Below are 23,837 nucleotides of genomic sequence, written 5' to 3' on the forward strand. Positions count from 1 at the left end.
GCGGTAAGTCGCCGGGGTCAGCAGGCGGCCGACGCGTTTTGCGTTGGACGCGCGTGTCAGGCCCCGGTACGCTTCCGATGCAATCGGTCCGTGCAGACCCTTGTTCTCATCCTTATCCGGCCGTCCTCGAACGATTCCGCCAGCGTGCGACACAGACGTCTAACCCTTCCGGTCCTCCGATACGCTGCCCGACGCGCGGTTTTGCTATTCCGGCGCCGACCTAGCGCGTTGCATCACAAGGCCCGACTCGCCCTGTCACTATCGGCAGCGGTGTTGCTCGCCGTATTGGTCGCGGTACCGACGATCCGCAGCGACGCCGCGATTTCCCGCGACGTGCTTAAGATCGGCATCTTGAACGACCAGTCCGGGGTGTATGCCGAGCTGGCCGGGCAGGGGTCGGTCGAGGCCGCGCGTATCGCCGTTGAGGATTTCGGTGGCGAGGTCATGGACCGGCCGATCGAGATTCTGTCGGCCGACCATCAGAACAAGCCCGAACTGGGCGCCTCGATCGCGCGGGAGTGGATCGAGGTCGACGGCGTCGACGTCATCGTCGATGTTCCCGCCTCCGATGTTGCGCTCGCCGTGCAGGAGGTGACCGAAGACACCGACACGGCCTTCCTGATCAACGGGGCGGCCGCCTCCAGCCTCACCGGTGAAGCCTGTTCGCCGACCAGCGTGCATTGGGCCTACGACACCGATTCGCTCGCCGCCGGCACGGTCCGCGCGATGCTGAAGGAAGGGCTGACAAGCTGGTTCTTCGTCACCGCGAACGACGCTTTCGGCACGACCCTGCAGCGCGCCGCCCAGCGGGTGATCGAGGCCAATGGCGGCGAGGTGCGTGGAGCCGCCAAGCACGCGCTCAATACCGACGATTTCACCGCGCTCCTGATGGAGGCACAGGGCTCCGAGGCGGACGCGATCGGGCTTGCGAATGCGGGCCAGGACGCGGTCCGGGCGATTGAAAAAGCGCACGAGTTGGGGGTCCAACGCGGGCCGCAACGGGTCGTCCCGCTGCTCCTGTTTCTGAGCGACGTCAAAAAGATGGGGCTGGAGGTCGCGCAGGACCTGCCGCTTACCACCGCGTTCTACTGGGACCGCACGGATGCCAGCCGTGCCTTCGCCGAACGGTTTGCTGCCCGACGCGATGGTCAGCGTCCGACCATGGTGCAGGCCGGCGTCTATTCCTCCTTGATGCATTACCTGCAGGCGGTTGCCGCGGTGGGCGACGACAGCGGTCGTACAGTGGTTGAGCAGATGAAGAAGATGCCGGTCGACGATTTCTTCGCCACTGGTGGTCGGGTGCGCGCGGATGGGCTGATGGTGCACGAGATGTACCGCGCGCGCGTGAAACGCCCGTCGGAGTCAACTGGACCCTGGGATCTCTACGAGATCGTTGAGACGATCCCGGCGGAACTCGCCTTTCCTCCGCTGTCGGAAAGCGCCTGCCCGCTGGTCGAGGATTAGTTGTAAGTCGCTGGACGTGGCCAACCAGACCGACCACCTTTGAAGCAGGCGGCGCGCCCTTGAGCGTGTGCGATCGAAGCCAAGGAGGGCAGGTGCCATGACGATCGATCCAAGTCGCGATTTGGGCTCAGCGGACGCACTCCTGATCGTCGACGTCCAGAATGACTTCTGTCCTGGTGGGGCGCTACCCGTGCCGGGAGGCGACCGGGTCATCTCGATCCTGAACGAGTGGGCGGATGCGGCGCAACGCGCCGGGGCACGTGTCTACGCCTCGCGCGACTGGCACCCGGGCGATCATCTCAGCTTCCAGTCCGAAGGCGGCCCGTGGCCGCCGCATTGCGTGCAGGACACCGCCGGCGCGGCTTTTCACCCGGAACTTCGGTTGCCGGAATCGACGGTCGTGGTGTCCAAGGGCACACGCTTCGACCAGGACCAGTACAGTGCCTTCGACGAGACCGGCTTTGCGCACGAGTTGAGTCGCAAGGGGGTGCGCCGGGTCATCCTGGGCGGGTTGGCCGAAGACGTGTGCGTGCGTGCCAGCGCTTTGGACGCCGTCAAGCTCGGCTTCGAAACCGTGTTGATCCGTGCGGCCACCCGCGCCATCACCGATGACGGTCGCGAACAGACCGAACGCGAACTCGCCGAAGCCGGCGTGGCCTTCACGTAAGGCCTGCCTGGAGGGCGCGGCGCTAAGGGGCGTCGCGCTCGGACAGGCCGGCGACCTTTGTCCGTAAGGCATCGGCGACCGCTTCCGGCGTCGCGTCCGCGCCGGCGAGATCGATGGCGGAGACAGGCGCGCCGAAGCGCACCGTGACCTTGCGGGCACGGGGCAGGCGGGCGCCGCGGGGCATCGCCTCGAAGGTTCCGTCAATGTAGCAGGGGACTGCCTGCGCGTCCGTGTCCAGCAGCAACCGGCCGATGCCGGGCCGGAAACGCTGCAGACGGCCATCGGGCGCACGCCATTCCTCCGGGAACCAGACCAGGATATGGCCCTGGCGCAGCACCTCGGTCGCCACGGCCAGGCTGGCGCCGGGCGCGCGGTCGTCGACCGGGACCATGTGGGCGACCCGTGCCAGGACGCGGCCGGGCGCGTTGGTGAACAGCCGTTCCCGGATCGCCCCCCAGACGACGTGACGCGCCCGCGCGCCGTCGAGCGCGCCGCCGAGGACGACGGGGTCGAGGTCGCTGACGTGGTTGGGCGTGATCACCACGGGGCCCTGCGTTGGCACGTTCGCCAGCCCTTCGATCCGTAGCCCCAGGATCAGGCGGGTCAGACCGCGGGCGACCTGATGCAGCATGCGGCCTGCGGTCATCGTCACGATTCCGCGCGGACGCAGCCAGTGGCGCGCTTCCGCCACCAGAGTTTGACTATGCGCGTCCTGATCGGTGCCTTCGGCTGCCGGGGCGCGGTCGACTTCCTGCAGCAGGTCGCGCAGGGTCAGCGTGCGCGCGATCGCCTCCTCCGACAGGGCGATGCCGAAGCGCTCTTGGATTTCCAGGCCCAAGGTGACCCAGGCCAGCGAATCGATGCCGAGATCGAGCTGCGGGCTGGTATCTGGATGTAAGGTCTTGTTCGGGAACTTGCTCTGCAGCCAGTCCCAGACCTGCCGGCCGCGCGCGGTTTCGAGCAACGCGCGGTCCGCCTCCGACCAGGGTGCGTCGGCTGGGTCGTGGCCGCGTTCGGCGCGCTCCAGGACGGCGGCCAGCTTGTGGCGTTGGTACTTGCCGAGTTGGGTGCGCGGCAGCGGTTCGCGCACCAGCGCCCAGTCGCTCAGCCGTTTGTAGGCCGGCAGACGCGGGCCGAGTTCGGCCAGCGAAACGCGGATCACGTCGGTGACGCTGTGCCCCGCCCCACGCAAGGTATCCACGTCCGGTACCACGAGACCGATCAGCTGGCCTTGCTGCTCCATCACCGCGATCTCGCGGATGTAGGGGCTTTCGGCGTAGACGGTCTCGACCTCGTCCGGCGCGACGTTCTTGCCATCGGGCAGGACGATCATTTCCTTCACCCGCCCGACGATCACCAAGTAGCCGTCCTCGTCCAGATAGCCGAGATCGCCCGACTTGAACCAGCCATCCTGCGTGAAGGACTTGGCGTTGGCGTCGGCGTTGTTGCGGTAACCGGGGAAGACGTTCGGACCGGTGATCTGGATCTCGCCTTGTTCTTCGGGCGCGTCGGGGGCGCTGGCGTGGTCGATGCGCAGCTGCGCGCCGGGCGCCGGTTTGCCGGCGGTGCCGAGCTTGGCCGCGCCGGGCGGATTGAAGGTGGTGATCGAGGCGGTTTCCACCAGCCCGTAGCCGGATAGCACCATCCAGCCAAAGGCCTCCAGCGTCTGTGCCGTCTCAGCCTCCAGCTTGGCGCCGCCGGAGGCCATCAGCCGCAGGTTGGGCGCCAGACGCTTGTGCAGCGGGCGCAGCAGCGTGCGCCCCCGCAGCACGCCGAAATGCCGGCGGAGCCACCCCGACAGACGCAGCAGACGGTACATCGCCTTCTCCACCGCGCCGCCGTCGCGCAGCCGGGCGGTCAAGCCCTGGGCGAGCGTGTCGTACAGGCGCGGGACGCCGACAACGATGTCGACTTCGCCTTCCGCCAGGGCCTGACGAATCTCCGGTCCGCTGACGCCGGCCGGCTGAATCTGCGTGGCGCCGGTAATCAGCGGCATCATCAGGCCGACGATGAAGGGGTAGGAGTGGTGCAGGGGCAAGGGCAACAGGATGCGATCGCCCGGTCCCACGACGTTCAGCGCCTGGATCGCCCGCAGGTTGCCGACGATGTTGCGATGAGTCAGCGGGACGCCCTTGGGCGGGCCGGTGGTCCCACTGGTGTAGAACAGCGAGGCGGTCTGGTCCGGGTCGACCCTGGGCAGTTCGTCGATGGGCGCCCCCAGCAAGTTGCGCCAACTTCGCGCGTCTTCCCCAGGTTCGGCGTCGAGCAGCCAGAGGTCGCGGCCGTCCAGCACACCGGCGGCGTCGAGGTCGTCCAGGTGGGCCCGGACGGTGACGACCACCTTGGGATCGCTGTCCGCGAGTTGCAGGGCAAGGGCCTCCCGGCCCAGGTCGCTGTCGAGCGACACGGCAACGCCGCCGGCCATCAGCACGCCGAGACGCGCCTGGACCCAGCGCGGCGAATTCGGCGCATAGATCGCGACGAAGTCGCCGACTTGGAGCCCGCGCGCTTGCAGGCCGCCGGCCAGTTGCCGTGCGCTTTCGTCGAGCTCCCGATAACTCAGGCTTTCCGCACCGTCGGCGGTGAACGCGCGCACGGCCGTCCGGGTGTCGCCACGGCCCAGGTCGCCCAGCAGGTCGAGCAGGGTTTCCCCATCCCCGGTGGTGGGAGCGTTGGTGTCGAACATGCGTGTGCGCCCTTTCTCGCTCTGCGTGTCCTGTGCCGCGTCCTGGGGCAATGTGACGCGTATCAGAAGCGGTTCATCCGCTCCCCCGAACTTGGGGGCCCATATCGGCGTTCATAGGGGCAGCCGACGAACCGGGGCTGGAACTGCCCCCTTCGGCGTCTTAGATTCAGATAAGGGCGCACGTTCGGTGCGCGGGCCGCCCGCTGTGGTCACTGCGACAATCTGGCGGGCACAATCATTCCCAACAACTGGTGGGTCCCGCTGCGGGGCTTCCCAAGCAGGCGCGACAGGCAATATCATCAGAGAACCACACAGGAGCCGGCTGGCAGCCCGAGAGGCCCGGCTGGCACGCGGACGCAACGGGCAGGTCGAACGCACGGCCATGAGCGAACGCAAGGATCAAGACCAGACGCCAGGCGGTGGCACGTCGACGAACGTGGTCGTCAAGACCCGGGCGAAGACGAAAAAGCCGTCCATGTACAAGGTCTTGATGCTGAACGATGATTACACTCCGATGGAATTTGTCGTTCACGTCCTGGAAAGTTTCTTCAGCAAGAGTCGTGAGGAAGCGACCGAGATAATGCTGCATGTGCACCATCGAGGCGTGGGAGTCTGTGGTGTCTACAGCTACGAAGTGGCTGAGACGAAAGTAACCCAGGTGATAGACTACGCCCGTAAGCACCAGCACCCTCTGCAATGTACGCTAGAGAAGGAATAGGCCGCGGATGCTCTCGGCAAACCTCGAACAAACGCTCCATCGCGCCCTGGCCTACGCCAACGAGCGCCGGCATGAGTACGCCACGCTCGAGCATCTGGCTCTGGCGCTGATCGAGGATCCGGACGCGGTGGCGGTGCTGCGCGCGTGCGGCGTCGATCTCGACCGCTTGCGCAACGAGCTGAATGACTATCTGGACAACGAACTGTCCAACCTGATCACGACCCAGGTCGGCGATGCGAAGCCCACCGCCGGGTTCCAGCGCGTACTGCAGCGCGCGGCCATCCACGTCCAGTCGAGTGGGCGTGAAGAGGTGACCGGCGCGAACGTCCTGGTCGCCATGTTCTCCGAGCGCGAAAGCCATGCCGTGTACTTCCTGCAGGAGCAGGAAATGACCCGGCTGGACGCGGTCAACTACATTTCCCACGGCATCGCGAAGGTGGCCGGTCGCAGCGAGGCACGGAACGTGGACGGTGCGGACGAGGAGCAGCAGGGCGAGAAGGTCGTTCGTAAGGGGCACGAGGCGCTGGACGCCTACTGCATCGACCTCAACCAGAAGGCCGAAGACGGCAAGATCGACCCGCTGATCGGCCGCGACCACGAGGTCGAACGCACGATCCAGGTGCTCTGCCGCCGGACCAAGAACAACCCGCTCTACGTCGGTGATCCCGGCGTCGGCAAGACCGCGCTGGCCGAGGGGCTGGCGCGGCGGATCGTCACCGGCGACGTGCCGCACGTGCTGTCCGACGCGCAGATCTTCTCGCTCGACATGGGCGCGCTGCTGGCCGGCACGCGCTATCGCGGCGACTTTGAGGAACGCGTCAAGGCGGTTCTGCAGGAGTTGGAACAGCAGGATCACGCGATCCTGTTCATCGACGAGATTCACACGGTGATCGGCGCGGGCGCGACCAGCGGCGGGGCGATGGACGCTTCCAACTTGCTCAAGCCCGCGTTGCAAAGCGGCACTCTGCGGTGCATCGGCTCAACCACCTACAAGGAATACCGCAACCACTTCGAGAAGGATCGGGCGCTGGTCCGGCGCTTCCAGAAGATCGACGTCACCGAGCCGACGGTCGAGGACGCGGTGAAGATTCTGCGGGGGCTGAAGCCGCACTACGAGAAGCACCACCGCGTCAAGTTCACCAACGAGGCGATCCGTTCGGCGGTCGAGCTGTCGGCGAAGTACATCTCCGACCGCAAGCTGCCGGACAAGGCGATCGACGTGATCGACGAGGTCGGCGCAGCGCAGATGCTGTTGCCGGACTCCAAGCGCCGCAAGACCGTCGGCGTGAAAGATGTCGAGGGCATCGTCGCCAAGATCGCCCGGATTCCGCCGAAGTCGGTGTCCAAGGACGACAAAGCCGCGCTGCAAAACCTGGAACGCGATCTCAAGACCATGGTTTTCGGTCAGGATCAGGCGATCGAGGCGCTGTCGAGCGCGATCAAGCTGTCCCGCGCCGGCCTGCGCGAGCCGGAGAAGCCGATCGGCAACTATCTCTTCTCCGGTCCGACCGGCGTCGGCAAGACCGAGGTGGCCAAGCAGCTGTCGCGCTCGCTCGGCATCCAACTGACCCGCTTCGACATGTCGGAGTACATGGAGCGGCACTCCGTCAGCCGCCTGATCGGCGCGCCTCCGGGGTACGTCGGCTTCGACCAGGGCGGCCTGCTGACCGACGCGATCGATCAGCACCCGCACTGCGTCCTGCTGCTGGACGAGATCGAAAAGGCCCATCCGGACCTGTTCAACGTTCTGCTGCAGGTCATGGACTACGGCAAGATGACCGACCACAACGGCAAGACGGTCGACTTCCGGAACGTCATCCTGATCATGACCACGAACGCGGGCGCGGCCGAGATGGCCAAGCCGGCCATGGGCTTCGTCAACGAGGCGCGCGGCGGCGACAGCGAGGAGGCGATCAACCGCCTGTTCACGCCGGAGTTCCGCAACCGCCTCGACGCGGTGATCCCGTTCCGCAACTTGGATCAGGAGATCATCACGCGGGTCGTCGACAAGTTCGTCATGGAGCTGGAGGCGCAGCTCGCCGACCGCAACGTGACCATCGAGCTGACCGACGAATCCCGCCAGTGGCTCGCGGACAACGGTTACGACATGCTCTACGGCGCGCGTCCGCTGGGCCGCGTGATTCAGGATCACATCAAGAAGCCGCTCGCCGAGGAGCTGTTGTTCGGCAAGCTCGCCAAGGGCGGGGTTGTCCGGGTGTCGATCGATCCGGAGACCAACAAGCCGACTTTCGAGTTCTTCGAACCCGGCTCCGGCCGCGGCAACAATGGCAATAGCGGGGGCGGCGGTGGTCGCCGCACCAAGGGCACGGACGACAATTCCGGCTCCGGCGGCGGCGGTGCGCAGGAAGAAAACAAGCCCGAGTTGGTGGAATAGTCCACTGCGGGCCTACGACCCCCGCATGCTTCGAAAAGCGCCCCCGTCGGCAAAAGCCGGCGGGGGCGTTTTCGCCTTTGATGTCGTTGTGGCCTGGCTAACGTGGCCCCAGCTTTAGCTGTCCGCGTGTTTGTAGGGGCTATGCTGTTCGCGTAAGCCCACGATCTGAGCTTCGACAGCGCGGCGTTCGCGTTTTAGGAAGTCGTCGACCGCCTGTTCCAGGGCCGGGTCGGTGATCCAGTGAGCCGAGTGGGTCGCGACAGGCAGATAGCCGCGCTGGATCTTGTGTTCGCCCTGTGCCCCGGCCTCCACGCGGGAGAGACCGCGTTCAATCGCGAATTCGATCGCTTGGTAGTAGCAGGCCTCGAAGTGCAGAAAGTCGTAGTCCTCGATTGCGCCCCAGTTGCGTCCATACAGCGCGTGCCGCCCGATCAGGTTGAGGGCGCCGGCGACCGGCGTGCCATCGGCCTCTTCCGCCATCACGAGCAGGATGCGCTCCGGCATGCGTCGGCCGATTTCGTGGAAGAATTCCTCTGTTAGGTAGGGGAAGCCCCAGCGCTTGTCGGCGGTGCGCAGGTAAAAGGCATAAAAGGCATCCCAATGCCGGGGCTCGATGTCGCTGCCGGTGAGGCGGCGCAGCTTCAAGCCGGCATCCGCGACTTCGCGGCGCTCGCGTTTGATCTGCTTGCGCTTGCGGCTCTGCAGGGCCGCAAGGAAATCGTCGAAGCTTTGATACCCCGGATTGTGAAGATGGTACTGCAGACCGATCCGCGGTAGGAAATCCGCTTCGGCGAGGTGCTCGCGTTCGTCCTCGGTGGGGAAGGTGACGTGGAGGGAGGATACGTCGTGTCGACGGGCCACCTCTGTCAGCCCGGCGATCAGCGTATGCGCGACCTCGTTGCGAGATGCCGCCGGTAATTCCTGGTTGATCAAGAGCCGGGGCCCAGTGACCGGCGTGAACGGTACCGCGCACTGCAGCTTGGGGTAGTATTGTCGCCCGGCGCGTTCGTAGGCATCCGCCCAGCCCCAGTCGAACACGTATTCGCCGTAGGAATGGCTTTTCAGATACAGCGGTGTTGCGCCGAGCACCCGGCCGTCGCTGTTGCGCGCGACTAGATGCTGCGGCAGCCAGCCGCGCTCGCCCACCGCTGAGCCGCTTTGTTCCAGCGCGTCCAGGAAGGCGTGGGAGATAAAAGGATCATCGTCGCCGGCGCACGCGTTCCAGTCGGCCGCGTCGACTTGGGCGATTTCCGAGATGACTTCGATGTGGATTGCGTCGGCGCCGTCGGGCATGGCCCCAAAATGGTGCCGTACGGCCGGTCGGGCAAGCGCCTGTCACGATACCGGCCGATAACCCGGATCAATAGTTGTCGCTGGTCCGGAAGGCGTTGTTGTCCAGTCGCTCATGCGCCTGCTCGTTCCTCTCGGCGTCGCTTCTGCGATCGTCGTGCCGGACCTCGTCCAGACTGCGGATCGGCTTGCGCAGATAGGGACTAAACGCCCGGTTCAGGCTACTTTTCTGCTGATTGTCCACAGGGCTTTCCCCAGCTTCGTCCACAAGTAACTGCGTTTGCACTAAGCTCACCAGCTAAATGTGGCAGGTCACGGCTTAAAAGCACGTTAAGCCGCTGCAGGTTCAAGACGGGAGCGTGAACCTGCAGCAGGTGCTCAATATAGAAGTCGAAAACTTAATCTGCTTGCAGATACCACCGATACTCAAGCGGCGACGGCTCGCTTTCGAACTTGTCCATCTCCGCCTGTTTGCAGGCAGCGTAGGCGTCGATGTACGCCTCGCCTAGATAGCGCCGCAGGATCGGAGCATCGGCGAGCCCCTCGACCGCCCGGCGTGGGCGCCATGGCAGCGTGGCGTCGAAGGCGTGGCCGGCGTTGCCGGTGTCGGGCGTGCCTGGCTCCAGCCGGTTGGCGATCCCGTGGTGCACGCCGGCCAATACGGTAGCCAGCGCCAGATAAGGGTTCGCATCCGCGCCCGCCACGCGGTGCTCGATCCGTCGGGCATGGCCCGCGCCATGGGGAATGCGCAAGGCGACCGAACGGTTTTCGAAGCCCCAGGATCGGCGGATCGGCACGAAGATGTCCGGTTGGAAGCGGCGATAGCTGTTCAGATTCGGCGCCAGGATCGCCATCGCTTCCGGTAGGCTCTCCAGGATGCCGGCGATGGCCTGATGCAGCGTTGGGCTCGCCGGACCGGCCTCGCCCCCGTCGAACGCGTTGTTTCCGTCCTGATCGAGCAGAGACAGGTGCATATGCATGCCGGACCCCGCCTGCTGTGGGTACGGCTTGGCCATGAAGGTCGCCTGCAGGCCGTGGCGCTTGGCGACCCCTTTGACCACGCGTTGGAACAGCACGCAGTGATCGGCCGCCATCAGTGGGTCGGCGACATGGCCCAGATTGATCTCGAACTGGCCCGGCGCGTACTCGGCGCTGATCGCGCCGGTCGGCACGCCCTGGGCGGCGCAGGCGCGGGTGATCTCCTCCAGCACGGTGTCGAACGCGTCGACATCGGCCATGCCGTACACCTGCGTGCCGGTATCGCGCGTTCCCGTCAGGGGCGAGATCGGCGGCTGCGGCGCGTCGCCGGGCGCGCGCTCGGGGTCGATCAGATAGAACTCGAGCTCGAACGCCACCACTGGGCGCAGGCCGAGCGTCTCGACCTCGCGGGCGACGCGGGCAAGGACGTTGCGCGGTTCGTAGGGGTAGGGACCGCCGTCGCCGCTGCGGAACGACAGCAAAACCTGCGCCAGCGGCTTGGGCGCCCAGGGAACCGGCGCCAATGTGTCGGGGATCGCGACCGCCGGCACGTCCGGGTCGCCATCGGAAAAGCCCAGACCCATGGGATCGTGGCTTTCGCCCACCACATCCAGCATGAACGCCGACCCCGGGAACGCCAGCCCTTGCGTGAAGATCTTGTCCAGATCGTCGATTGGGTAGCGCTTGCCGCGAACGACGCCGGATAGATCGGCGAAGATGGCGTCGACGGCGCGGGTCTCAGGGTGGGCTCGCAGGAAGTCCGCGACCTCCTGCGGGCGTTCCGGCGGGTGGGCGTCGCTCATGCGCGGAACATTGGGCTGTTGGATTTTATGGGAGGATGGGGGACGTATCGGCTATTCGCCGTCCCCGTCCTTGTCGTCACTGCCCTGCTGGTCGGCGCTCGGCTGGCTGAAGGCGCCGTTGCGAACCTTCTCCGGCAGGGTCTCGATGATGCCCGCGGTGGCTTCCTCGCCGTAATCGTTGACGAAGTTGGTGACGGCGGCCGAGAGCGTGACCAGCTTGACCACGTCCGGTTCCACGCCCTCGTCGATCGCGCTCTGCATCGCCTCGAGGACCTTCTTGGCGGCGACGTCGCGCTGCTGCTGCTCGTCCATGGGGTTAGGGGACCTTGTCTCGCGGTTCATGGAAGGATGGTTGCGGACACAACCGGGCTGTTACCGGTTGCGACCGCAGCAGGTCTAACGACGGATCGTCCCACGGTCACGGACGAATCGCAAATCGGCTTCGGGGTGGGCGAATTCGCTCACCCCTGCTTGATCTGCTGGAAGGCGTCGAGCGCGCGTTGACGGGCCGCTTTGTGGTCGACGATCGGCTGGGGATATGTCGTGCCGAGGCGCACGCGCGCATCGGCCAGCACACGGTCCGGCGCGGTCCAGGGGGCGTGCAGATACTTGTCCGGCAGGCGGGCGATCTCGGGGACCCAGTGGCGGACGTAGGCCCCCTCGGGATCGAACTTCTGGCCCTGGGTTACGGGGTTGAATATCCGGAAATAGGGCGCGGCATCGGCGCCGCAGCCGGCGATCCACTGCCAGGAGGCGGCGTTGGAGGCAAGGTCGGCATCGACCAGCGTGTCCCAGAACCACGCTTCACCTTCCCGCCAGTGGATCAGCAGGTCCTTCACCAGGAAGGAGCCGACGATCATCCGCACCCGGTTGTGCATCCAGCCGGTTCGGTAAAGTTCGCGCATGCCGGCATCGACGATCGGATAGCCGGTGATGCCGCGTTGCCAGGCGCGCAGCCCGTCGGGATCGTCGGCCCAGGGAAAGCGCTTGAAATTGTCCTTCCAGGTCTCCTCCGGAAGTGACGGCCACCAGTACAGGAGGTGGTAGGAGAATTCCCGCCAGCCGATTTCCTGCAGATACGCCGTGGCGGCGTTCTGAGCGTCGTTGCGCGCGTCCATGCGATGCTGCACCGCCGCCCAGATCTGACGCGGGCCGATTTCCCCGAAATGCAGATGCGGCGACATCCGGCTGGTGCCGGGCTTGTCCGGACGGTTCCGGGTCTCGTCGTAGTGCGGCAGCCAGGTGTCCAGAAAGGCGTTCAAACGTTCGCGTGCGCCCTGCTCGCCGGGCGTCCAGTGCGCGCGCAGGCCGCCGGCCCAGTCCGGTTCCTTGGCCTTGGGCGTGCCTGGCAACAGCCCCCAGTCGGCCAACCGGTCGCTTTTGATCGTTGGACCGGTCGGAACGGTGGCGGGTGCGGGGAGGGGAGCCGGCGGCGGGGCCAGCTTCTGCAACGCTTTCCAGAAGGGCGTGAACACCTTGTAGGGCTGACCGCTGCCGGTCTTGGGCGTCCAGGGTTCGAACAGCAGGCGGGCGTTGAAACTCTCGACCTGCACGCCGCGCTGCTTGAGGTCGGCTTTGATCTCGGCGTCGCGCGCATTCGCCCAGGGTTCGTACAGCCGGTTCCAGTAGACCGCCGCGGCGCCGGTTTCCTGCGCGACCTGTGGCAGCACTTCCGCCGCGTTACCGGTACGCAGGACGAGGCTTGCTTCGTGGCGCTGCAGCGTCTCCGACAGCGCTTCGAGCGACTGGTGCAGCCACCAGCGCTGTGCGCCACCGGGCGCCCAGGCGCCAGGCGTGTCGTCGTCCAGTACGAACAGCGGGACGACTGGCCGGCCGCTCTCGATGGCGGCGCTGAGCGCCGGGTTGTCCGCCAGGCGCAGGTCGCTGCGGAACCACAAAATCGCGGGGGCTTGGGCGGTGCGAGGGTCGGTCATCGGGAGCCTTGTCGCTTGTGTGCGCCTGCGACTTGGGTCCGCGACGGGGGCGGGCAACCCCGACCCGTCTGTCTCGCGCCTCTCCGGTTCAGCCGCCGTAGGATTGCACCAGCGAGCCCGCGACCAGGTACCAGCCGTCGACCATGACGAAGAAGATCAGCTTGAACGGCAGGGAGATCATCACCGGCGGCAGCATCATCATGCCCATCGACATCAGGATCGAGGCGACCGTCATGTCGATGATCAGAAAGGGCAGGAACAGCAGGAACCCGATCTCGAAAGCGCGCTTCAGTTCGGAGATCATGAACGCCGGGATCAGCGCGCGCATTGGCACGTCCTGCGGATCGTCGGTCAGCTCGACCTCTGCCATGTCCATGAACAGCTGCAGGTCCTGCTCGCGCACCTGGCCCAGCATGAAGCTGCGTACCGGGGCCGCCGCCGCATCGAGGGCTTCCATCTCGTCGATCTGCTGATCGACCAGCGGAATCACTGCGTCGTCGTACACCTGTTCCAGCGTGGGCATCATGATGAACACGGTCAGGAACAGCGCCAGACTGATCAGCACCGAGTTGGGCGGCGTCTGCTGGATGCCGAGGGCTGAGCGCAGGAACGACAGCACCACGACGATCCGGGTGAACGACGTCACCATCACCAGGATCGACGGTGCGAGCGAGAGGACCGTCACCAGCGCGATCAGTTGGATCATGGTCGAGGCCGTGCTGGCCCCGCCCTGGCCGAAGTCGAGGTTGAGCGACTGCGCCGCCGCCGGGCTGGTCAGGGCGACGAGTCCGGCCACGCCCAGGAACAGCCCGCTCAACCCGGCCACCAACCAGCGACCGCGTCCTGCGGTTTTGAAGGTGCGTGTCAGCCGGCTCATGCGCCCGTCTCCCGCTCGAGTTGGGCGGCAAAGCTGTCGCCGGCGCCGATCCGGGTTTCCACTACCGTCTCCGTGTTCTGGCCGAGGATCACCAGATGCTCCCGATCGTCGCGCTTGATCAGGACGAGCTTGCGCCGGCCGTCCAACGGCTGGACCTCGACGATTCCCAGTCGGCGGTCGCGTCCGGCGTTGGTCGGGGCCATCCGGCCGCCCAGGCCCAGTCGCTTGGCGAGGTAGGCGAAGCCCCCGATCAATCCCAGGACGAACACCAGGACGAGCAGGAAGCGCAGGTAGGTTTCGATTTCCATGTCTGGGAACGCGCGCTCGCTCTGCGGTTACCGGCGGCCGGTCGGCGTGGAACTGGTGCTGCCTGCCTTGCCATAGGCACGCACGGCCGTCTTGCGTGCGCCGTGCTGTTTCAGTTCCGCGCTGAGGCCGTCGAGGCGTCCGCGCATCGTCCCGCTGATGCGATCGAGCGCGTCGGTAAGGTCCTGCAGGCGGGGCAGGTAGGTCCGTGCGCTTTCCCGCGGCAGGGCGGCGATGTCCGTGCAGATATTCTGGATGCCGGTTTCCAGCTCGGTGGCGTCCTGCTCGTGGCCTGCTGCCAAGGCGTTTTCGATCCCGCGCGCCTCGGCGAGCAGGTCGTCCAGGCGCGTGTCGATCGCGCTGTCAGTCGAGCTGGCGGTCATCGGGGGTCCTCGTCGTTTCTCGGGTCGTCGTCGCTTGGCTCTGGGCCGCTGGCGCCAGCCTGCGGCGGTGCGGCCGGATCCGGCACGGCCTCGCCGTTGGCCCGGTAGATGTAGGTCAGGATTTCCGCCACGGCGGCGTAGGCCGCGTAGGGGATTTCCCGGTCCAGCTCGGCGGCGCGCAGCACCTCCGCAAGATCGGCGTCGGTGCGCACCTTGACCCCGCGGTCGAAGGCCACCCGCAGGATCTGCTCGGCCAGCGCGCCTTCGCCCTTGGCGGTCACCGTCGGCGCATCCCGGCGTTCGGGGTCCCACTGCAGGGCAACGGCGACCTGGCGGCGCCGTCGTCCGTCGCTGCTGTCGTCGCTGTCGCCGGTCATGGTCTGCGCCTAGCCGCTGGTAGGGAGGGCGCCGGCCGGGGGTGCCGACGCCGTCGAGCAGGAGACTGCGGGAATCGTGTTTAACGCGGCGTAAACGGCGTTAACGAATTCGCGCCGATCGGAAGATGTCTGCACTCCGGTGCAGGTTATTGCCCTGCGCGGGCGATCTACCTAGCTATTCTGACGGAAGGCCCGTGTATCGGCCTTGCCGTGGTTCCAACCGATCGAGCGCACACCCATGAGCGAGCAACCCGGATTCACGGTCGAAGCGGCGCACGCACGCGATAAGGAAAAGACGACCGTCTACCCGCCGATGCCGGTTGCGGAGACGCCGGAGTACGAGACGCTGCGCGCGCGGGCGCTGCAGGCAACGCAGGAAACGCGAGGCAACCTTGGCGACGCATGAGGCGACCTTCACGCCCGGCGGCGAGCCGCACTGGCTGCCGCCGGAGCAACTGACCCAGTTGAATGCCGAGGCGCTGGGCGAGGGTGCGCAGGGCCCGAAACTGGCCGACCTGAGCGGGGTCGAGCGTGCTCTGCAACGTCCGCGTCAGCTCTACAGTTATCATGACGAGCGCGACGTCGTGCGGCTGGCCTGCGCGATCCTGGTCGGCCTCATCGAGGAAAAGCCGTTCGCCCAGCACAACCTAGGGACCGGCGTGGCCGCGTTGATGCTGTTCCTGGAGGTTAACGGCTACCGCTGGGCCGGTCCGGACGGGCCCGTACTGGCCGCGTATGTGCGGGCGCTTGCGGACGGCCGCTACACCGAAGAGGGCCTGGCCGAGACCCTGCGCCCGGACATTTATCCGCTGCAAACCGCGGCTTGAGGTCTGGACCGTAGGGGAGGCGCCACCGTGTCAGTGGTAACTGCCGCGCGAACCGTGGCCTGCCGCGCATCTGCATGACGGTGACGTTCTGGCGCGGGGTCGCCCCTACGGCGCTCTAACTCTCGTTCTTATCGCTGTTGCCACTCTCATCGCCGGCGTCGGCCGGTTGCTCGCCGTCGGTGCCGAAGGTGGCGGCGAAGGTTTCCGCGCCGCCAGCGGCCGCACGGTTTTCTTCCTGGATGCGCTCGTGGACCTCCCGGCGCAGGACGCTGGCATCGGCCGGAAAGTTGAAGCCGAGTTTGATCGACTTGCCACGGATGTCGACGACCGTGACCTCGATCTCGTCATTGATAATGACGGATTCCCCGATCTTTCGGGTCAGGTAAAGCATCCGGGCACATCTTCTCCTAAGGTGGCCGCCGACCGCAGCCTCGGGACGGTTCCCCGTAGCCGCCGGCTCGGCGCAATTTAGCCGGCTTTACCGCTTCTTAACAAGCAGACTGCGAAGGTTCGCCTACGCGCAGACCCGGTACGCGCCGTGTCGGGGCCGCCGCGTGCTGAGGACAGGTTAACGAAGGTCGGCAGCGACATGGGTGTGCAGAACTTCACGGTATTCGACGCGTTGCAGCGCAAGATGGGCTGGCTCAGCCAGCGCCAGGGTGTGCTGGCGGACAACATCGCCAACGCCGACACGCCGGGCTACAAGCCGCGCGACGTGAAGGAAGCCCCGTTCCAGCGGGTGATCGAGCGGATGCTGAAGCCGATGGCCCCGCGCGTCACCCACGAGGGGCATGTCGATGCGTCGATCCCCGGTGAGCCGCGTTTGGACGTCGACGAGGCGAAAGAGAAGTACGAGACCTCGCCGGTTGGCAACGCGGTCGTGCTGGAAGAACAGCTGGTCAAGGTGTCCGAGACTCAGATGGACTACCAGACCATGACCAATCTCTACAAAAAGCACATGGGTATGTTCCGCATCGCGCTCGGCCGGGGCCAGTAGGCCGCCGCGCGCCGCAATAGACCCTGATGCGCCAGAGCGCAGGACGCCAGACGATGGATCTCTCCAAGGTTCTGCATATCTCCGCCGCCGGCATGAAGGCACAGGGCGTGCGTCTGCGCGTGCTGTCGGAGAACGTTGCGAACGCCGATTCCGTGGCGCGGACGCCCGACGGCGAGCCGTACCGACGCAAGCTCGTCACCTTCGCCAACGAGGTGAACAAGGAGCTCGGCATCAACCAGGTGAAGATCGACCAGATCGAGCCCGATCCGAGCGAGTTCGGCCAGGAATACCGGCCCGGCCACCCGGCGGCCAACGAGGAAGGCTACATCCAGACGCCGAACGTCAACAGCTTGATCGAGATGTCCGACATGCGCGAGGCCCAGCGCAGCTACGAGGCCAACCTGAAGGTCATCGAGAGTTCCCGCACGATGTTATCACGTACGATCGATCTGCTGCGCTAATCCGCTGACTTTGCATCATCCTGGTGGCCAGGAAGGCTGCCGCCTGAAGGGTCATCGCCGCGCTCTAGGCAAGGCACGCCTTTGCGCCCGCGGCGCTTAACGAAGAGAGAGACCGGTTCCGATGTCCGTGTCCTATAGCGAGGCGCTCGCCGCCTACAAGCGGGTCGCCGAACAGGCCAAGGTTCAGCCGTCCAAGTCCGAGGGAACGGAGGCGATCACCAGCGATTTTGCGCAGATGCTGCGCAGCGCGGGCGAGGACGCGATCCAGGATCTCAAGGGCGGCGAGCGGATGTCGCTGGCCGCGGCCGCCGGCAAGGCGGACATCAACGACGTCGTGATGGCGATGTCGCAGGCCGAGCGCACGCTGCAGACCGTCGTGACCCTGCGCGACAAGGCCGTGCAGGCCTATCAGCAGATCATGCGCATGCCGATCTGAGGCGCCCTGAGACCTCAAGCGACCAAGCCCTCAACTTAACCGGGCCCGCGCGATCGGCTGCCGCCGAGCGAATCGACGCGGGCTTCTTTCGAAGCTGGATTGTTAACCATGAATCAGACCGAGGTCATCGAGGTCGGCCGCGAGGCGGTCTACGTCATGCTCAAGGTATCCAGCCCGATCCTGCTGGCCGCGCTGGGAATCGGCATGGTGATCGCGCTGTTCCAGGCGCTGACCCAGATGCAGGAGATGACGCTCACCTTCGTGCCCAAGATCCTGGTCGTCATGGTCGCGCTGATCGTCTTGGCGCCGTTCATGCTGAACGCGCTGTCGGCGTTCACGCTGGAGCTGACGGACAAGATCATCGCGGGCGGCTAAGACCTAAAGGCGCCGCGCCCGTGCTCCAGGAACTGCTGCCCGCCACGCTGTTTTCGGTGCTGCTCGTCTTCGTGCGCGTCGGCGCGGCGCTGTCGACCCTGCCGGGGTTCGGTGAGTCCTACGTCAGTCCGCGTGCCCGGATGATCCTGGCGCTCGCGGTATCGTTGCTGGTGACGCCGCTGGTCCAGGACACGCTGCCGGGCGAGCCGGACCAGGTGAGTGTGCTGCTGGCCTTGATGGCTGGCGAGCTGTTCATCGGCCTGTTCATCGGCACGCTGGCGCGGGTGTTCATGTCGGCCCTGGTCACCGGCGGCATGGTGATGGCCTACATGTCGAGCCAGGCCAACGCCTTGGTGAACGACCCGGCCAGCCAGCAGCAGGGATCGATCATCGGCGCGTTCCTCAATATCACCGCGTTGGTGGCGATCTTCGGGCTCAATATCCATCACATCATGCTGGCGGCGGTGGTGGATAGCTACGTGGTGTTTCCGGTCGGAGTGGCGCCGCCGGTGGCCGACTTCGCCCAGTTGATGAGCCAGACGGTGGCCCGTTCCTTTCTGATCGCGATGAAGCTGGCCGCCCCCTTCGTGGTTGCCGGTTTGGTTCTTTTCCTCGGGGTCGGTCTGCTGTCGCGTCTGATGCCACAGGTGCAGATCTTTTTCGCCACCATGCCCTTGCAGATCATCAAGGGGATCTGGCTGCTGATGATCTCCCTGCCGGCCATAATCAGTTACTTCACGGGCCAGTTCGCCGACCTGTTCATGGTCTTTCAGCAATAGGGGAGGGGCGGCGTGTCCGACGACCAAACGGATAAGAGCCAAAAGACAGAAGACCCGACCCCGAAAAAGCTGGAGGAAGCCCGCAAGAAAGGGCAGGTCGCCAAGTCGCAGGAGGTCAACCACTGGTTCATCATCCTCGGCCTTGGTCTGATCCTGACCATCATGGCGCCCGCGATGGCGAGCGGCGTCAGCGACACATTGCGCCGCTTTCTGGCCAAAGCCGCTCTGCTGCCCACCGGCGGTGGGCTTGGTCCAGTTCTGACCGACACCATGATCGACATGCTATGGGTGCTGCTGTTGCCCATGGGCCTTCTGATGATCGCAGCCGTCGCGGCGAATTTCGTCCAGATCGGGTTTCTGGTCAGCGTGGAGAGCCTGAAGCCTAAACCGGAAAAGATTTCGCCGATTAAGGGCGCCAAACGGCTGTTTTCCACCCGCGCCCTGGTCGATTTTGCCAAGGGCATCGCCAAGTTGACCTTGGTCGGCTTGGTCGCTTTTCTGGTGATCTGGCCGGAGCACGACACCCTGCCGCAGCTGATCGAGATCGGAATGACGGCGCAGCTTGAGGTGCTGCGGGTCTACGCGCTCAAGGTCACAGGCGCGGTGTTGGCGGTGATGACCGTGATCGCGGCGCTGGACGTCGCCTACCAGCGCTACAAGCACCACGAAGAGATGAAGATGTCCAAGCAGGAGGTGAAGGACGAGTTCAAGCAGTCCGAGGGCGACCCGCAGGTCAAGCAGCGCTTGCGTCAGCTGCGCATGGAGAAGTCGCGCAAGCGCATGATGGCCGCTGTGCCGCAGGCCGACGTGGTGGTCACCAACCCGACGCACTACGCCATTGCCCTGTCCTATAGCCACGGCGAAATGGCGGCGCCCAGGGTTGTGGCGAAGGGGGTCGACGAGGTCGCCCGGCGCATCCGCGAAGTGGCCGAGGCGAACGATGTGCCGCTGGTCGAGAACCCGCCGCTTGCCCGCGCGCTGCATGCCAGCGTGGAACTGGATCAGGAGATCCCGGCGGAGCACTACAAAGCGGTTGCCGAGATTATCGGCTATGTGATGCGCCTGAAGGGCCGCATGCCAGCAACCGCGGGGCGCTAAGGCGGTGCGGAAGCTGGATGCGTCTTGCCGGGCAAGAAGCCCTTTGCACCATCCCCGGTTCAGCGCGACTGTGAGGCGGCACGGCGTTCGGAGGTGTGTGGGATTGGGTGGGCGAACCGTTCTGAGGAGAGGCCGGCTCTTGATTGGCAAATGGCGAAGCGCAGTGGCTATCGCGGTGGCAACCGCCGGCCTGATCGGGGGCACGACGCCCGTGCGTGCGCAGGCGGTGGCTGGCGCGGCGGCGGCTGGCGGTTGGGGCAGCCCGCTGGTCCTGCTGCTGGCGGGGCTGGCCGGTGCGCTTGCGTTGGTGGCTGGTGGCCTTGCGGTTATCCTGATTCGGACCCAGCGCGGGCGCGTGCGCATGCAGGCGGCCTTCAACGCCATGCCCTGGCCGCGCCAACTAGGCCGCCGGGATGGCACGCCACTGGTCAACAACCCGGCGTTCGTCGAGCGGTTCGGGGATCGCCGTCGGGCGCTGCCCGAGGTGCTGGCCGAGCAGGTCGACGACGATGGCGCGCGGCAGGAGCTTCGCCGCTTGGCGGCGAACGCCGCCGCCGGGATCGGAGGGCACGTCGAGGCGCCGGTGTGGGACCCCGATAGTGGCGAGCGGATCTGGCTCGACGTGCGGGCTCAGCCGATGCCGGACCAGGATGGCCTGGTCGCCTGGCTGACCGAGGACATCACCGCGCGCCGGCAGATGCAGGACATCCTGCGCACCGAAATGGCGCGCTTCGTCGATCTGCTGGAGCACGCGCCGGTCGGTTTCTATTCGGTGGATGGCGATGGCCGCTTCCTGTTCGTCAACAAGACGTTGACCGACTGGCTGGGCACCACACCGGAGAAACTGACCGACGGCCATATCCGACTGCACGATCTGATCCCCGAGGCCGCAACGGAAGGGGCGCCGGCGCATGTCCCGTTCGCGTCGGAAGAAACCGTCCACGCTGCCAGCGGCGATGCGGTGACGCTCGGCCCCCGCGAGGTCGTCCTGGTTGGCCCCACGGGGCAACGGATCGAGACCTACATCACGCAGGAGGTTGTCGGCGGTGAGGACGGGCAGCCGATCTCGACCCGTTCGGTCGTCCGCAACCTGTCGGACGAGCGCCAGGTGCACGACGCCTTGGAACGCTCGGAACGTCGGTTCCGCCGATTCTTCCAACAGTCCCCGGTGGGCATTGCGCTATTGGACGCTGACGGGCGCGTGCAGGAATGCAACGCCGCGTTCTCTAAACTGATGGGCGTAAGCCGCGACGCCGTGGTCGGGCAGCCGGCGCAGCAACTGGTGCGGCCTGGCGATCGGGCCGCGCTTGGGCAGGCCTTGTCGCGCGACGGCGGTGGAGGTCGCCCGGAGGTCCGGCCGGCGGCCGAACCAGACACCGTCTGTCGAGTCTTCGCCACACCTTTGGACGCGGAGGGCGCCGGCGGTGCCCGCGGGCTGGAACGCGAAGGCCATGTTCTGCACCTGATCGACGCGACCGAGCAGAAGAACCTGGAAGAGCAGTTCGCCCAATCGCAGAAGATGCAGGCGGTGGGCCAACTGGCTGGCGGCATCGCGCACGACTTCAACAACCTGCTGACCGCGATGATCGGCTTCTGCGACTTGCTGTTGTTGCGTCACAGGCCAGGCGATCAGTCGTTCGCCGATCTGATGCAGGTCAAACAGAACGCCAACCGGGCGGCCAATCTGGTGCGTCAGCTGCTCGCCTTCTCCCGACAGCAGACGCTCCGCCCGACCGTGCTGTCCGTGACCGACGTGCTGCAGGAGTTGATGCATCTGCTGCGCCGTCTGATCGGCGAGAACATTCAGCTCGACGTGATCCACGGCCGCAGCCTGTGGGAGGTCAAGGTCGACCAGGGTCAGCTCGAGCAGGTGATCATCAATCTCGCCGTCAATGCCCGCGATGCCATGGCGGATGGCGGCGGCGAACTGGCGATCCGCACCAGCAACCAGCAACTGAGCCGCCCGCTGAAGCGCGAGGGCGAGACCGTGCCGCCGGGCGACTACGTGCTGATCGAGGTCGCCGACAGCGGCTGCGGGATCGCGCAGGAGAACCTGGACCGGATTTTCGAGCCGTTCTTCTCGACCAAGGAGGTGGGCGCCGGCACCGGTCTGGGCCTGTCCACCGTGTATGGCATCGTTAAGCAGACCGGTGGCTTCATCCTGGTCGACAGTGCGCCCGGCGTGGGCACCAATTTCCAGATTTACCTGCCGCGCCACCAGCAGATCGCGAGCGAGCACGCGCCGACAAAGAGCGGGCAGGGGCAGGTGACCGATCTGACCGGCATGGGCACCCTGCTGCTGGTCGAGGACGAGGAGGCGGTGCGCGCCTTCTCTGCCCGGGCGTTGCGCAAGAAGGGATACACCGTGTTGGAGGCCAGCTCCGGCGAGCATGCGCTGGACGTGATGGCGGACCAGGGCGACCAGGTCGATCTGCTGATCACCGACGTGGTGATGCCGAATCTGGATGGGCCGGCGCTGGTCAAACGGGTGCGCGAGACGCGTCCAGACGTGAAGGTGATCTTCATCTCCGGCTATACGGAGGATTCCTTCCGCCGCAACCTGGGTGAGGAAGCCGACACCCATTTCCTGGGCAAGCCGTTCACCCTCAAGCAGCTGGCCGGAATGGTGAAGGACGTGCTGTACGCCGATGCGCGCTAAAGTGCGATCGTTTGTGCGTGTCGCCGGAACCGAGTGATTCCGCGGAGTCGCAGGGTGGCGCCCTTTGGAGTTTCTCTTTTGTTCTTATTAAGTGAGAACGAAAGCAGTACAACGAAACCTGCTTGAACCCGTTCACCACGCGTTGCCCCGGCCGCGAGGGCTGTGGGATAAGGGGGCATCCACTCATGGCGCAGCAGAACGTTCTATCCTTGGCCAGCAAAAAATCTTCCACCAAGCAGCAGGCTCCCGACCAGGACAAGAGCAAGGCGCTGGACGCCGCGCTCGGGCAGATCGAGCGCGCGTTCGGCAAGGGCTCGGTCATGCGGCTGGGCGATCGCGAACAGGTCGTGGAGGCGGAGACGGTTTCCACCGGGTCCCTTGGGCTCGACATCGCGCTTGGGATCGGCGGTCTGCCGCGCGGGCGCGTGGTCGAGATCTACGGCCCCGAATCCTCGGGTAAGACGACGCTGGCGTTGCACGTCGTCGCCGAGGCGCAGAAGGCGGGCGGCACCTGTGCCTTCGTCGACGCCGAGCATGCGCTCGACCCCACCTACGCCAAGAAGCTCGGCTGCGACGTCGAGGAACTGTTGATCTCCCAGCCGGACGCCGGTGAACAGGCGCTGGAGATCGCCGACACACTGGTGCGCTCGGGGGCGCTCGACGTGCTGGTGATCGACTCGGTCGCCGCTCTGGTGCCGCGGGCGGAGCTGGAAGGCGAGATGGGCGACAGCCAGCCGGGCCTGCAGGCGCGTTTGATGAGTCAGGCGCTGCGCAAGTTGACCAGCTCGATCGCCCGCTCCAACACCATGGTGATCTTCATCAACCAGATCCGGATGAAGATCGGCGTGATGTTCGGCTCGCCCGAAACCACCACCGGCGGCAACGCGCTCAAGTTCTATAGCTCGGTACGTCTGGACATCCGCCGGATCGGGTCGATCAAGGACCGCGACACCGTGGTCGGCAACCAGACCAAGGTGAAGGTGGTTAAGAACAAGATGGCGCCGCCGTTCCGCACGGTGGAGTTCGACATCATGTATGGCGAGGGCGTCTCGAAGACCGGTGAACTGCTCGACCTCGGCGTTTCCGCCAATATCGTCGAGAAGGCGGGTGCCTGGTTCTCCTACAACGGCCAGCGGATCGGCCAGGGGCGTGAGAACGCCAAGAAGTTCCTGAAGGACAATCCGCAGGTCGCCAAGGAGGTCGAGGACAAGATTCGCGAAAACGCCGGTCTCGTCGCCTCCAATATGCTTGAAGGGCCTGACGACCCCAGCGGCGAATACGACGCCCAGGGCTGATGTTAGGCAGACCCTGTCGGACTTGTTGACCA

General features: G+C 65.7%; 25 protein-coding genes and 1 pseudogene. 14 read left to right on the plus strand and 12 right to left on the minus strand.

Annotation, left to right across the window (positions count from 1 at the left end; translation table 11 throughout):
- Positions 1 to 228: 228 nt before the first annotated feature.
- Both RHOSA_RS0108940 and RHOSA_RS0108945 read left to right on the plus strand, forming a co-directional pair.
- Complete coding sequence (locus RHOSA_RS0108940; protein WP_200372059.1) at positions 229 to 1,464, plus strand: ABC transporter substrate-binding protein; 1,236 nt, start codon at positions 229 to 231, stop codon at positions 1,462 to 1,464.
- Positions 1,465 to 1,561: 97 nt separating this feature from the next.
- Positions 1,562 to 2,131, plus strand: coding sequence for a nicotinamidase (locus RHOSA_RS0108945; protein ID WP_027288402.1), 570 nt, complete (start codon positions 1,562 to 1,564; stop codon positions 2,129 to 2,131).
- A gap of 22 nt (positions 2,132 to 2,153) precedes the next feature.
- Here the strand turns inward: RHOSA_RS0108945 and RHOSA_RS0108950 are convergent, their stop codons facing one another.
- Entirely contained in the window at positions 2,154 to 4,817 is a 2,664-nt protein-coding gene (locus RHOSA_RS0108950; protein WP_051431979.1) for an AMP-binding protein, read from the minus strand.
- A 382-nt stretch (positions 4,818 to 5,199) separates the two neighbouring features.
- On the opposite strand from RHOSA_RS0108950, the gene clpS reads away from it, so the two are divergent.
- Both clpS and clpA read left to right on the plus strand, forming a co-directional pair.
- The gene (clpS, locus tag RHOSA_RS0108955) at positions 5,200 to 5,535 is read left to right on the plus strand and encodes an ATP-dependent Clp protease adapter ClpS (RefSeq protein WP_027288404.1); all 336 of its coding nucleotides are present in this window, start codon (positions 5,200 to 5,202) and stop codon (positions 5,533 to 5,535) included.
- Positions 5,536 to 5,542: 7 nt separating this feature from the next.
- Positions 5,543 to 7,930, plus strand: coding sequence for an ATP-dependent Clp protease ATP-binding subunit ClpA (gene clpA, locus RHOSA_RS21485; RefSeq protein WP_081728599.1), 2,388 nt, complete (start codon positions 5,543 to 5,545; stop codon positions 7,928 to 7,930).
- 114 nt (positions 7,931 to 8,044) lie between these two features.
- Here clpA and RHOSA_RS0108965 read toward each other — a convergent pair whose 3' ends face one another.
- From RHOSA_RS0108965 to RHOSA_RS21500, 10 genes and pseudogenes are all read right to left on the minus strand, one after another.
- The gene (locus RHOSA_RS0108965) at positions 8,045 to 9,223 is read right to left on the minus strand and encodes a GNAT family N-acetyltransferase (RefSeq protein WP_027288405.1); all 1,179 of its coding nucleotides are present in this window, start codon (positions 9,221 to 9,223) and stop codon (positions 8,045 to 8,047) included.
- Between the two features lie 67 nt (positions 9,224 to 9,290).
- A complete protein-coding gene (locus RHOSA_RS25075; RefSeq protein ID WP_156092628.1) occupies positions 9,291 to 9,464 on the minus strand; it encodes a hypothetical protein in 174 nt (57 codons plus the stop codon).
- Positions 9,465 to 9,618: 154 nt separating this feature from the next.
- Positions 9,619 to 11,001, minus strand: coding sequence for a glutamine synthetase family protein (locus RHOSA_RS0108975; RefSeq protein WP_027288406.1), 1,383 nt, complete (start codon positions 10,999 to 11,001; stop codon positions 9,619 to 9,621).
- Positions 11,002 to 11,052: 51 nt separating this feature from the next.
- Complete coding sequence (locus RHOSA_RS21490; RefSeq protein WP_051431980.1) at positions 11,053 to 11,313, minus strand: hypothetical protein; 261 nt, start codon at positions 11,311 to 11,313, stop codon at positions 11,053 to 11,055.
- A gap of 149 nt (positions 11,314 to 11,462) precedes the next feature.
- Positions 11,463 to 12,185, minus strand: coding sequence for a cryptochrome/photolyase family protein (locus tag RHOSA_RS26050; RefSeq protein ID WP_437123685.1), 723 nt, complete (start codon positions 12,183 to 12,185; stop codon positions 11,463 to 11,465).
- A gap of 240 nt (positions 12,186 to 12,425) precedes the next feature.
- Positions 12,426 to 12,935: pseudogene (locus RHOSA_RS26055) on the minus strand (deoxyribodipyrimidine photo-lyase); the annotation flags it as partial.
- A gap of 88 nt (positions 12,936 to 13,023) precedes the next feature.
- Positions 13,024 to 13,812: a flagellar type III secretion system pore protein FliP gene (fliP, locus tag RHOSA_RS0108990; RefSeq protein ID WP_037255974.1), complete on the minus strand. Its 789-nt coding sequence runs from the start codon at positions 13,810 to 13,812 to the stop codon at positions 13,024 to 13,026.
- Positions 13,809 to 14,120 carry a flagellar biosynthetic protein FliO gene (locus RHOSA_RS21495; RefSeq protein WP_037255976.1) on the minus strand — a complete coding sequence of 104 codons (312 nt, stop codon included), beginning with the start codon at positions 14,118 to 14,120 and terminating at the stop codon, positions 13,809 to 13,811. The genes fliP and RHOSA_RS21495 overlap by 4 nt, the downstream gene beginning before the upstream one ends.
- Positions 14,121 to 14,147: 27 nt before the next feature.
- Complete coding sequence (locus tag RHOSA_RS0109000; protein WP_027288409.1) at positions 14,148 to 14,501, minus strand: hypothetical protein; 354 nt, start codon at positions 14,499 to 14,501, stop codon at positions 14,148 to 14,150.
- Positions 14,498 to 14,878: an EscU/YscU/HrcU family type III secretion system export apparatus switch protein gene (locus RHOSA_RS21500; RefSeq protein WP_051431981.1), complete on the minus strand. Its 381-nt coding sequence runs from the start codon at positions 14,876 to 14,878 to the stop codon at positions 14,498 to 14,500. Before RHOSA_RS21500 ends, RHOSA_RS0109000 begins: the two co-directional genes overlap by 4 nt.
- Before the next feature lie 238 nt (positions 14,879 to 15,116).
- On the opposite strand from RHOSA_RS21500, the gene RHOSA_RS25080 reads away from it, so the two are divergent.
- Entirely contained in the window at positions 15,117 to 15,284 is a 168-nt protein-coding gene (locus tag RHOSA_RS25080; protein ID WP_156092630.1) for a hypothetical protein, read from the plus strand.
- Positions 15,271 to 15,705, plus strand: a complete 435-nt coding sequence (locus RHOSA_RS24160; protein WP_051431982.1) for a type II toxin-antitoxin system death-on-curing family toxin — start codon at positions 15,271 to 15,273, stop codon at positions 15,703 to 15,705. Before RHOSA_RS25080 ends, RHOSA_RS24160 begins: the two co-directional genes overlap by 14 nt.
- A 115-nt stretch (positions 15,706 to 15,820) precedes the next feature.
- Here RHOSA_RS24160 and csrA read toward each other — a convergent pair whose 3' ends face one another.
- On the minus strand, positions 15,821 to 16,096 hold the full coding sequence (gene csrA / locus RHOSA_RS24690; RefSeq protein ID WP_081728600.1) for a carbon storage regulator CsrA: 276 nt from the start codon (positions 16,094 to 16,096) through the stop codon (positions 15,821 to 15,823).
- A gap of 198 nt (positions 16,097 to 16,294) precedes the next feature.
- On the opposite strand from csrA, the gene flgB reads away from it, so the two are divergent.
- The 8 genes from flgB (at position 16,295) to recA (ending at position 23,805) form a co-directional block, all read left to right on the plus strand.
- On the plus strand, positions 16,295 to 16,702 hold the full coding sequence (gene flgB / locus RHOSA_RS0109025) for a flagellar basal body rod protein FlgB (protein WP_027288410.1): 408 nt from the start codon (positions 16,295 to 16,297) through the stop codon (positions 16,700 to 16,702).
- Positions 16,703 to 16,755: 53 nt separating this feature from the next.
- On the plus strand, positions 16,756 to 17,163 hold the full coding sequence (flgC, locus tag RHOSA_RS0109030; RefSeq protein ID WP_027288411.1) for a flagellar basal body rod protein FlgC: 408 nt from the start codon (positions 16,756 to 16,758) through the stop codon (positions 17,161 to 17,163).
- 121 nt (positions 17,164 to 17,284) lie between these two features.
- A complete protein-coding gene (fliE, locus tag RHOSA_RS0109035) occupies positions 17,285 to 17,599 on the plus strand; it encodes a flagellar hook-basal body complex protein FliE (protein WP_027288412.1) in 315 nt (104 codons plus the stop codon).
- A gap of 108 nt (positions 17,600 to 17,707) precedes the next feature.
- Entirely contained in the window at positions 17,708 to 17,974 is a 267-nt protein-coding gene (fliQ, locus tag RHOSA_RS0109040; RefSeq protein ID WP_027288413.1) for a flagellar biosynthesis protein FliQ, read from the plus strand.
- A gap of 20 nt (positions 17,975 to 17,994) precedes the next feature.
- Entirely contained in the window at positions 17,995 to 18,753 is a 759-nt protein-coding gene (gene fliR / locus RHOSA_RS0109045; RefSeq protein WP_027288414.1) for a flagellar biosynthetic protein FliR, read from the plus strand.
- Between the two features lie 12 nt (positions 18,754 to 18,765).
- Positions 18,766 to 19,851, plus strand: coding sequence for a flagellar biosynthesis protein FlhB (gene flhB / locus RHOSA_RS0109050; protein WP_027288415.1), 1,086 nt, complete (start codon positions 18,766 to 18,768; stop codon positions 19,849 to 19,851).
- Between the two features lie 163 nt (positions 19,852 to 20,014).
- Complete coding sequence (locus RHOSA_RS0109055) at positions 20,015 to 22,510, plus strand: hybrid sensor histidine kinase/response regulator (RefSeq protein WP_051431983.1); 2,496 nt, start codon at positions 20,015 to 20,017, stop codon at positions 22,508 to 22,510.
- 185 nt (positions 22,511 to 22,695) lie between these two features.
- Positions 22,696 to 23,805, plus strand: a complete 1,110-nt coding sequence (recA, locus tag RHOSA_RS21515; RefSeq protein ID WP_081728601.1) for a recombinase RecA — start codon at positions 22,696 to 22,698, stop codon at positions 23,803 to 23,805.
- Positions 23,806 to 23,837: the final 32 nt, after the last annotated feature.

The organism is Rhodovibrio salinarum DSM 9154 (genome assembly GCF_000515255.1).
GTDB classification, from domain to species: Bacteria; Pseudomonadota; Alphaproteobacteria; order Kiloniellales; family Rhodovibrionaceae; genus Rhodovibrio; species Rhodovibrio salinarum.